Source organism: Micromonospora sp. NPDC049799, from assembly GCF_040656655.1.
Lineage (GTDB): Bacteria > Actinomycetota > Actinomycetes > Mycobacteriales > Micromonosporaceae > Micromonospora.
The window spans coordinates 1-8860 of sequence record NZ_JBFAMU010000200.1; the positions used below are offsets into that span (position 1 = coordinate 1).

The 8860-nt window shown below is 73.6% G+C and carries 10 protein-coding genes; 6 read left to right on the top strand and 4 right to left on the bottom strand.

Translation table 11 applies throughout. From position 1 onward, the window contains the following. A partial coding sequence (locus AB0I76_RS16505; RefSeq protein ID WP_357035567.1) for a SpoIIE family protein phosphatase occupies positions 1-1335 on the top strand: 1335 nt, incomplete at its 5' end. Positions 1336-1417: 82 nt separating this feature from the next. Continuing rightward, positions 1418-2146, top strand: coding sequence for an HD domain-containing protein (locus tag AB0I76_RS16510; protein ID WP_357035570.1), 729 nt, complete (start codon positions 1418-1420; stop codon positions 2144-2146). 158 nt (positions 2147-2304) lie between these two features. Here AB0I76_RS16510 and AB0I76_RS16515 read toward each other — a convergent pair whose 3' ends face one another. Further along, positions 2305-2544: a winged helix-turn-helix domain-containing protein gene (locus tag AB0I76_RS16515; protein WP_357035573.1), complete on the bottom strand. Its 240-nt coding sequence runs from the start codon at positions 2542-2544 to the stop codon at positions 2305-2307. Positions 2545-2840: 296 nt separating this feature from the next. On the opposite strand from AB0I76_RS16515, the gene AB0I76_RS16520 reads away from it, so the two are divergent. The 3 genes from AB0I76_RS16520 (at position 2841) to AB0I76_RS16530 (ending at position 4470) form a co-directional block, all read left to right on the top strand. Then, positions 2841-3065 carry a DivIVA domain-containing protein gene (locus tag AB0I76_RS16520; RefSeq protein ID WP_357035576.1) on the top strand — a complete coding sequence of 75 codons (225 nt, stop codon included), beginning with the start codon at positions 2841-2843 and terminating at the stop codon, positions 3063-3065. Next, positions 3035-3331, top strand: a complete 297-nt coding sequence (locus AB0I76_RS16525) for a hypothetical protein (RefSeq protein ID WP_357035579.1) — start codon at positions 3035-3037, stop codon at positions 3329-3331. The genes AB0I76_RS16520 and AB0I76_RS16525 overlap by 31 nt, the downstream gene beginning before the upstream one ends. Before the next feature lie 254 nt (positions 3332-3585). Continuing rightward, positions 3586-4470: a hypothetical protein gene (locus AB0I76_RS16530; RefSeq protein ID WP_357035582.1), complete on the top strand. Its 885-nt coding sequence runs from the start codon at positions 3586-3588 to the stop codon at positions 4468-4470. A gap of 61 nt (positions 4471-4531) precedes the next feature. Here AB0I76_RS16530 and AB0I76_RS16535 read toward each other — a convergent pair whose 3' ends face one another. From AB0I76_RS16535 to AB0I76_RS16545, 3 genes are all read right to left on the bottom strand, one after another. After that, positions 4532-5482, bottom strand: coding sequence for a DUF559 domain-containing protein (locus tag AB0I76_RS16535; RefSeq protein ID WP_357035584.1), 951 nt, complete (start codon positions 5480-5482; stop codon positions 4532-4534). 196 nt (positions 5483-5678) lie between these two features. Further along, a complete protein-coding gene (locus tag AB0I76_RS16540; protein ID WP_357035587.1) occupies positions 5679-7304 on the bottom strand; it encodes an anibiotic ABC transporter in 1626 nt (541 codons plus the stop codon). Next, on the bottom strand, positions 7301-8218 hold the full coding sequence (locus AB0I76_RS16545; RefSeq protein ID WP_357035590.1) for an ABC transporter ATP-binding protein: 918 nt from the start codon (positions 8216-8218) through the stop codon (positions 7301-7303). The genes AB0I76_RS16540 and AB0I76_RS16545 overlap by 4 nt, the downstream gene beginning before the upstream one ends. A gap of 75 nt (positions 8219-8293) precedes the next feature. Between AB0I76_RS16545 and AB0I76_RS16550 the strand changes: the two genes are divergently transcribed. Next, positions 8294-8860: helix-turn-helix domain-containing protein (locus AB0I76_RS16550; RefSeq protein ID WP_357035593.1), on the top strand; the 567-nt coding region annotated here is incomplete at its 3' end.

Here is an 8860-nt window from a genome sequence, read left to right on the forward strand (position 1 = left end):
CTCACCGGGCCGCTGCGGCAACGCCTGGACCGGCTCGGCACCGACGGCGAGCCCGAGCTGACCCACGACGACGCGGGAGACGTGACCGGTCTCGGGGCGCGCCTCGAACCGGGTGGCTCCCCGGGTGGCTTCTGGCTGGAGCTGTCGCCGCCACGCCCGCCGTCGACCGTCGACCGCCCGCTGGTGCGGCAGCTCTGCGGGGCGCTGGCGCAGGCGCTGGTCCGGGCCCGCGCCTTCGAGACCCAACGCACGGTGGCCCTGGCCATGCAGCGGGCCATGCTGGGGCCGGTGGACCTGCCGGCCGGGTTCGCCGTGCGCTACCAGCCGGCGGTCCGCCCGCTGGAGGTGGGCGGCGACTGGTACGACGTGGTGCCGCTCTCGGGCGACCTGGTCGGCTTGGTGGTGGGCGACGTGGTCGGGCGGGGCCTGCCCGCGGCGACCGTCATGGGTCAGCTGCGCAGCGCGTGCCGAGCGTTGCTGCTGCAGGCGAAGAGCCCGGCGGAGGTGCTGTCCGCGCTCGACGACTTCGCCCGGCTGGTCCCCGGCGGTCACTGCACCACCGTGTTCTGCGCGATCATCGACCGGGCGCTGGGCGTGGTGCGGTACTCGTCGGCCGGGCATCCGCCGGCCATCCTCGCCCATCCGGACGGCTCGACGGACCTCCTCCACGGTGCCGGGTCGGTGCCGTTGGCCAGCGTGGCGGTCCGCGGACGACCCGAGGCCGGCGCCCACCTGCACCCGGGCTCGACGCTGCTCCTCTACACCGACGGTCTGGTGGAGCGGCGGCGGGAGCTGATCGACGCCGGCATCGCCCGGGCGGTCGGCGTACTCGCCGAGGGCCGCGAGCTGCCGGAAGGCGTACTGGCCGACCGGATGGTCCGGGACCTGCTTCCCGACGGCCGCGACGACGACGTGGCGGTGCTGATCTACCGGCACCGCGAGCCGGCGGTCTTCGCCGCCGCGCTGACCGCCGACCCGGCGCAGCTCGCGCCCATGCGGGAGGCGCTGCGCCGGTGGCTGGCCGGCCTCGGCATCGCCGACTCCGACATCGACGCGGTGCTGATCGCGGCCGGTGAGGCGTGCGCGAACGCGATCGAGCACGGCTGCCGGTTCGCGTCGGGCGCCACCGTCACCGTCCGGGGCCGCCTGCGGGCCGACCGGCTGGAGGTGCTGGTGAGCGACACCGGCGGCTGGCGGGAGACGGTCGACCCGGCCGACACCGTCCGGGGACGCGGCCGGTTGATCATGGCGCGGCTGATGGACGAGACCACCGTGGACGGCACCGCCGACGGCACCACCGTACGCCTGGTCAAGCGCGTCACCGGCACCGGCTGAGCCGCTCCTCGCTGCCCCCGGCGTGCGTCGGAAGGTGGACCGCAGCGGCCGTGGGATGGTGAAGATCGGCTATAAGTGGGCCATGGAGTTCCCCGCGCACCTCGCCACCATGCCGATGCACGCGATCACCGAGATCCACGGTGAGCCGGGCCTCCTGGCCCGGTTCCGGTTGGAGGTCCGCGCCTTCGACGAGCCGGCGCGGGCACGCCTCACCGAGGCCCTCGACCTCGCCGCCGACCTGCACCGCGACGACCGGCGGGTCCGTGAGCCGTACCTCAACCACCTGCTGCGGGTGTCGATCCGGATGATGCACCACTACCGGGTACGCGAGGTCGACGTGATCGTCGCCGGCCTGCTGCACGACGCCGTCGAGGACCACCCCGACGAGCTGGCCGCCGACCGGCCCGGCGCGGACCGTACGGCCGCCGCGCTGGCCGCCCTCGCCGACCGGTTCGGCCCGCGGGTCGCCCGGCTGGTCGGCGCGGTCACCAACCCGGCGTACGACCCGGGGCGGGACAAGCACACCCAGTACCGGGAGCACGTGGCGGCAAGCCTCGACCGGGAGCCCTGGGCGCGGGTCATCAAGGTCTCCGACTTCACCGACAACGGGGTGGGCGTCGTCTACACCGTCGGGCCGAAGGTGGTGTCGTCGGCCCGCAAGTACCGCCCCCTGGTGCCGGTCTTCCGTGACCTCGTCACCCGGCCGGACACGCCGCTGTCGGCGCCGGTGAAGCGGCACATCCTCGACCAGCTCGACCTCGCCGAGGAGCGCTTCAGCGCGATCCTCGACCAGCCGCCCCACCCGAACTGAGTCGACTCAGGCGGCCTTGAACACGCTGTCGAGATGCCATTCGAGCCAGGAAGCGGCACTACGTCGGGTCCGTCACGCCGACGAACGCCTTCATCCCAACGATCTTGCCTCTGGGATAAGCCCTCCGACACCGGCCGGTCGGGATCAAGTGCGAGTGGTCAGGGCTCCCGCATCCAGGTCTTCGGATCGGTGATGAAGACGCCCTTGCCCTGCTGCCGCCGGATGACCCGCAAAGCCTCGAGTCGGATGTAGACCATCTGGATGGTCGACGAACTGACCGCGAAGCGGTCGGCCATCTCGGCAATCGAGGGCAGCTTGTCCTCCGGCCGCACCTTCCCGTTGCGAAGGTCTTTGATGATCTCGTCGGAGATCCGGATGTAGTCCGGTGTCTGTGGCATGGCGCTCCTTGCGTGGCACGCCAATTTGATCACGACACGCACGCGTCGGACAACCGACCGTTGCCATCCGGCTACTTAGGCATATATGTTTGATCGCGAGCCGCTCCTCGCGTGGCAACGAGTTCGGCTCATCCCCCTGGTCGGGACGGGTGTGCATGCCCGTCCCGACCCCACCGGACGACCTGCCTTCCCAACCCCCTGCCGGGAGCTCTCGCGCTTCCGCCTGTCCAGAAAGGACCGTGGTGGCTCAGGTGTATCGAGGTGGCCAGCCATGGCCGGCCGGCTACCCAGGCCGGTTGACGCCGCACGAGGTGCGGACCCGGGAGTTCGCCGCGCGCCGGCGCGGCGTCGACCCCCTGGAGGTACGCGAGTTCCAGGCCCGGGTGGCCGAAGAGCTGGGCATGCTCGCTGAGGCGGTACGGCTGCTCACCCAGGAGAACGCTCGGACCAGGCGGGCCCTGCGCGACTGGCAGACCCTGCACGCCCGCGAATGCCGCTCACCGAACTCCGTCCACTGGTAACGGTGCGCCCGCGGCCCGGGGACCTGCTCCGTATCGACGGCCGGGCTTCGGTGCAGTTCGCCGGCAGCCGGGCGCTGACCTTCCGCGTCGTCGCCGCCTCCGAGCAGCCGACCTACGCCGGCTGGATCTGGCTGACCGGCTACGTCCTCGACCGAAGCGGCCGGGCAACCGCCAGGCGCGAGGTCTACGTCCAGCTCGCCGGCCTACGCCCCGCGAGCGGAGAACCGGCGCGGCGGGCGACGCACCTCCGGCGGATGCCGGTCTGATCACGGACGATGTCGAGCGGGACAGTAGCGAAGCCTGTTGGACGGGGCGCGATACGCGCCCGTGCGGCTGCCGGTGTCGACCTCGTCGCCCTGTTAGCGTGGGCGGGCGGCACCGGCGGCACGTCGACGACGTACCACCGCCGTGCACAGTCGGCCGTTCCCCCTCACGAGCCGACCGCCTGACGACCGGGCCGAGTCGAAGCCGCCCGCCTTCCCGCCGCGAGGCGGTGGTGGTCCGCGACGAGGAGGGGGACATGACCGACGCCGCGGAGCCTCCACCGCCGAAGCGTCACCACCTGTGGATCGACCGCGCTCGGGCAGCCGCGCAGACGGCGGGCGCCGGTGCACTGGCGGCGCTGAAATTCCTCCTGCACCACCTGGCCGACACGGTCCGGAAGGTGCAGGCCGCCCGCCCGTCCCCCTCCCCGCCCGAGGAGCTGACCGAACGGCGGAAGGTGAGCGAGCCGATCATCGTGCCCGCGCAGGGCCACGTGTTCACCTTCACCGTGCACGCCGCCTTCACCTGGTCCGCCCGGGGCCTGCGCCCGGACCTCCTGGCCTGGTACGCCCGGTACTTCACGCCCCAGGCGGTGGAGCGTCTGACCCACTTCGTGGCGCAGCGGTCCCGCGCAACCCCGCCGCACCGGGCCGGCGAGTTGGAGGTGGAGGTGCAGCGCCTCCTGCGCACCCAGGATCCCTGGCCGTACGAGCGGGGCGACGTGCTCGTGACGTGCCAGCCCGACGCCTGGGTACGGCTCGACGAGCGGGTCCGCCGAACTCTCCAGCCGTACTGGGAGCGGCGGGTCCGGCTGGAGTGCCAGTACGAGGAGTACCTGCGCCGGGCCCGGTACGCCGAGCAGCTCACCCGGCGGTGGGCGTCGATCCTGGACGAGGTCGCCGAGTCGCCCGGCGGTGCCGGGTCGGCAACCGTCGACGAGGAGCACCGCCGGGCACGGGAGCACCTGCGCGCCGAGGAGCGCTCCGCCGCCGGGTGGACCGCCGAGCTTCTGCGTCAGCGTCGCAGTCACCAGGACCTGTTCGAGCCGCTCACCGACGCCGACGTGCTGCCGCGACAGCCGTCACCCCGCCCGTCGGACACCTCGGCGGCAACGGCCGAGCAGGACTCGCAGCCCGACTGAGCCGACCCGGCGCCTACCCGGCGCACCGCCCCGGTTGCACCGGATCCCGGCCCTACCCGGATCACCGTCGGCTGGCGAGGATGGCCCGGGTTTCCCGGCGTACCTCGTCCGGCTCGTGCACCAGGCGGCGGTGGGCGAAGCGGACCGTGAGGATCCCGGCAGTGGCGAGCAGGGCGTCGCGGCGCAGGTCGATCTCACGCTGCCGCGGGTCGCCGTGGGTCGTCGCGCCGTCGAGTTCGATGTCGACCCGTTCACGCTCGGCGAACAGGTCGAGGTACATGGTGCGTCGACCGACCCGGACCCGCGCCTGACGGCGGAACGCCGGCATCCCCGGGCCGGTGAAGACACGCTCGTGGCCCCAGATCTCCAAGGGGCTGCGGCATCCCTCGGCGAGCCGCGTCAGCAGCGTCCGCAGCTCCGCGCGACCGGTCAGCCTCGGCGCGACGGCCAGTGCGCCGGCCAGGCGCTCGGGGGTGGTCAGCCGATCGTTGACGGCCCGGATCACCGGCGCGCGTCGGTCGGCGGACGCCAGCAGCGGCCAGGAGTCGACAAGCGTCCGCTCCAGCCGGGTCACGGGCAGGCCACGTCGCTCCACCACGCACGGCGGTTCGAGCAGGAAATTGTGGTACCGGTGTACCAGGACGCCCGGTTGGCTGCGGATGCCGGCCGCCGCGGGGGCGCTCAGGTGCAGCGGAGCACCGGTGGAGCGGCCGGGCAGCCCCCACACCTGGAGCGCGCTCACATGGCTGAGGACGGCACGCCCGTCCGCCCAGGCGAGCGCCGCTCGGTGCGCCGCGTCCGGAGCCAGACGGCCGATCAGTGGTACGCGATCCGTGCTGGGTGGTGGGACCTCCAGCAGACGCGGGTCCACGAACACCTCGGGCAGCACCCGGAGCAGACTGCCGCTCGAGCAGGCCTGTTCGAGTGTCCACTCCGGTAGGACCTGGCAGGCCGTCCCTCGCGTCACCAGTCCGCCCTGCCGATCGACGAGGTCACGCAGCACCGGGTTCACGCCTCGCAGCGTCCCGGCCGCCCCCGTCGTCCCGCCACCACCACGTCGACGCCTGTGGACAGGTAGCGCCCCTGTGGACACCTCCCATAACCGGCGTCGGTCTGCTAGGGCACACCGATCGGTGACGGCTCAGCAGTAGAACTCTCGGCGTGTCGAATCGCCACAGCGTCACCGATCAAGGAGCACCACGCCCGCCTCAGCTGGGGACGTCGCGGTGGCGGAAGCCGGCTAGGCCGGCCGCCAGCAGGAGCGCCGCCACCCCGGTCAGGGCGACCAGGGGCGGCACCGCCACGTCGACCGCGGGCACCGACGGCACGTGGGTGTACGGCGAGAGGTCCAGGGCGACCTGCGGCAGGTCGAGTACCGCGCCGAGCTGCCCGAGCAGCAGGAACCCGATCAGCGCCGACCAGGACAGCGCCACCGACCAGCGCGGCGCCAGCCCGACCAGCAGGGTCACCACACCGGCGACCACCAGCAGCGCGGGCAGCCGCAGGAGGGCGGCACCGCCCAGCGAGGCGGTGCGGCCCAGCGGGTCGCCGGCCACCACGCCGTAGCCGAGGCCGGTGGCGGCACCGGCGAGCAGCAGCAGGGCGGCCGCGCCGAGGATCGCGCCCAGGACCTGCGTGGTCAGCCAACGGATGCGATCCACCGCGGTGGCGAGGATCGCTTCCAGCAGCCCGTCGGTCTCGTCACCGCGCGTCCGGAGCAGCGCCTGCACGACGTACGCGCCGATGGTCAGCGCGAACAGCCCGAGCATCGCGGCGAGGAAGGCGTCGACCAGGTTCGCTCCGCCGCCGAGTTGGGCGATCGCCTCGGCGGCCGCCGGGTTCTCGCCGACCATGTCGTTGACCTCGTCGGCGGCGACGCCCATCGAGAAGCCGAGCACCGCCACCGCGACCGCCCAGCCGAGCAGCGCCCCCCGGTGCAGCCGCCACACCAGGCCGGCCGGGCCGAGCAGCCCGGATGCCGCCCGCGCGGGGCCACGGCGGGCCGCGAACAGGCCGGCGCCGAGGTCGCGCCGCCCGGCGAGGAGGACGGCGAGCGCGACTGCGGCGGCCAGCAGCGCCACCGGCAACGCGTGGACCCACCAGCGTTCCCCGCCGAAGGCCCGCACCTGGTTGCCCCAGCCGATCGGGGAGAGCCAGGACGGCCACGCGCTCTCCACCCGCAGCCCGTCGTCGGTCTGCCGCCCGAGCACGTCCCCGGCGGCGCGCAGCACGAAGGCGACGCCGACTCCTGCGGCGGCCAGGGCGTTGGCGCCCCGGGAGGTGACCGAGAGCTGCGCGGTGACGGCGGCGACGGCGGTGAACGCCACCCCGACGCCGCCGATCGCCAGCGCGGCGGCGACCGACCCGGCGACCGGCAGGCCGGAGGCGACGAAGCCCAGGGCGAGCAGCACGGCGGTCACCACGTTGGCGCCGACGACGACCAGCAGGGCGGCGGCGAGCAGCGCGTACCGGCCGACGACGGCGGCGCCGAGCAGCTCGGCACGCCCGGTCTCCTCGTTCTGCCGGGTGTGCCGGACCACGGCGAACGTGCTCAGCAGCGCGACGAGCAGGGCGAGGGTCACGTACGTCTCGGCGACCACCACCGCGCCGAGGTCCGGCCCGACGATCGGGCCGTTGAAGGCGCGGGCGACCACGCTGCTGGCGGAGGTCCGCGCGTACCCGAGGCGACTGGAGTCGTCGGGGTAGATGCCGGTGACGCTGGCGGCGAGCGCGAGGCCGAGCAGGGGGGTGCCGAGCACCCACAGCGCCAGGCGGATCCGGTCGCGGCGCAGGGCGAGCCGGGTGAGTCGGCCGGTGCCGGCGAGGCCGTTCACCGCGCACCCGCCCCGGCCCGGTGCCCGTTCGCGGACGCGTCGCCGTAGTGCCGCAGGAACAGCTCCTCCAGGGTGGGCGGGGCGCTGGTCAGGGCGGTCACGCCGAACCCGACGAGGTGGGCGAGCAGCGTGTCCAGGTGGGCCGGTTCCACCTCCAGGCTGGTGCGGCCGTCGACGGCCCGGACCTCGTGCACGCCGGGCAGCGCCTCGACGCCGGTGAGCGGTCGGGCGGTCTGCACGGTCACCGTGGTGCGGGCCAGGTGGCGCAGCTCGGTCAGCGTGCCGGACTCGACGGTGCGCCCCTCGCGGATGATGCTCACCCGGTCGCAGAGCGCCTCGACCTCGGCGAGCACGTGGCTGGAGAGCAGCACGGTGGCCCCGGAGTGGGCGAGCTGCCGGACCTCGTCCTGGAAGACCGCCTCCATCAGCGGATCCAGGCCGGAGGTGGGCTCGTCCAGCACGTACAGCTCGACGGGGGTGGCGAGGGCCGCGACGATGGCCACCTTCTGCCGGTTGCCCTTGGAGTACGCGCGGCACTTCTTGGTCGGGTCCAGCACGAAGCGTTCCAGCAGCTCGTCGCGGCGGCGCCGGTCCAGCCCGCCGCGCAGCGCGCCGAACAGGTCGATCGCCTCGCCGCCGGAGAGGTTGGGCCACAGGCTCACGTCGCCCGGCACGTACGCGAGCCGGCGGTGCAGGGCCACCGCGTCCCGCCACGGGTCGGCGTCGAGCACCCGCACCTCGCCGGCGTCGCGGCGCAGCAGGCCGAGCAGGACCCGGATGGTGGTGGATTTGCCCGCGCCGTTGGGCCCGAGGAAGCCGTGCACCTCCCCCGCCTCGACCCGCAGGTCGAGCCCGTCGAGGGCGCGGACCGCGCCGAAGGTCTTGACCAGGTGCTCGATCGAGATGACGGGCATGACGCCTCCTGCCGATGCGGTGCCGACGACCCTCACTGTACTGACCGATGGTCAGGGCGCACTACCCTGGTGGACATGACCGGCGAACCTGGCGAAGACACCCGCAGCCGCATCCTGCGCGCCGCCCTCGACCTCTTCGCCGAGCACGGATACCAGCGCACCTCGCTGCGCCAGATCGGCGAGCGGCTGCGGCTGACCAAGGCGGCGATCCTCTACCACTTCCCCACCAAGGAGCACCTGCTCACCGCACTGGTCGAGCCGCTGCTCGCCGACCTGGAGAAGCTGCTGGACGCCGCCGAGACGCTGCCACCGGAACGGGCCCGCCGGACGCTGGTCGAGGGCTGGGTGGACACCATGCTCGCGCACCGCCGGCCGCTGGGCATGCTGTACCACGACCTCGCGCTGGTGACCCGGGGCGACACGTACCACCGGTTGATGTGGGTGGCGATGCGCGCCAACGAGATCGCCGCCGGCCCGGACGCCGGGCTCCGCGAGCGGGTCCGCGCCGTCCAGGCGATCGCGATGTGCAGCGACCCGATCGTGTTCTTCCTCGACGTACCCGACGAGGTGCTGCGGGCCCACATGCTCGACGGCGTACGCCGGCTGTGGGCCGGGCCGGACGCCGCGGCGGAACCGGCCGGC

Excerpts from the sequence above, each read along its gene's own strand:
- AB0I76_RS16530 (WP_357035582.1), top strand. The coding sequence starts at position 3,586 with ATGACCGACGCCGCGGAGCCTCCACCGCCGAAGCGTCACCACCTGTGG.
- AB0I76_RS16545 (WP_357035590.1), bottom strand. The coding sequence starts at position 8,218 with ATGCCCGTCATCTCGATCGAGCACCTGGTCAAGACCTTCGGCGCGGTC.
- AB0I76_RS16515 (WP_357035573.1), bottom strand. The coding sequence starts at position 2,544 with ATGCCACAGACACCGGACTACATCCGGATCTCCGACGAGATCATCAAA.
- AB0I76_RS16510 (WP_357035570.1), top strand. The coding sequence starts at position 1,418 with ATGGAGTTCCCCGCGCACCTCGCCACCATGCCGATGCACGCGATCACC.
- AB0I76_RS16525 (WP_357035579.1), top strand. The coding sequence starts at position 3,035 with ATGCCGCTCACCGAACTCCGTCCACTGGTAACGGTGCGCCCGCGGCCC.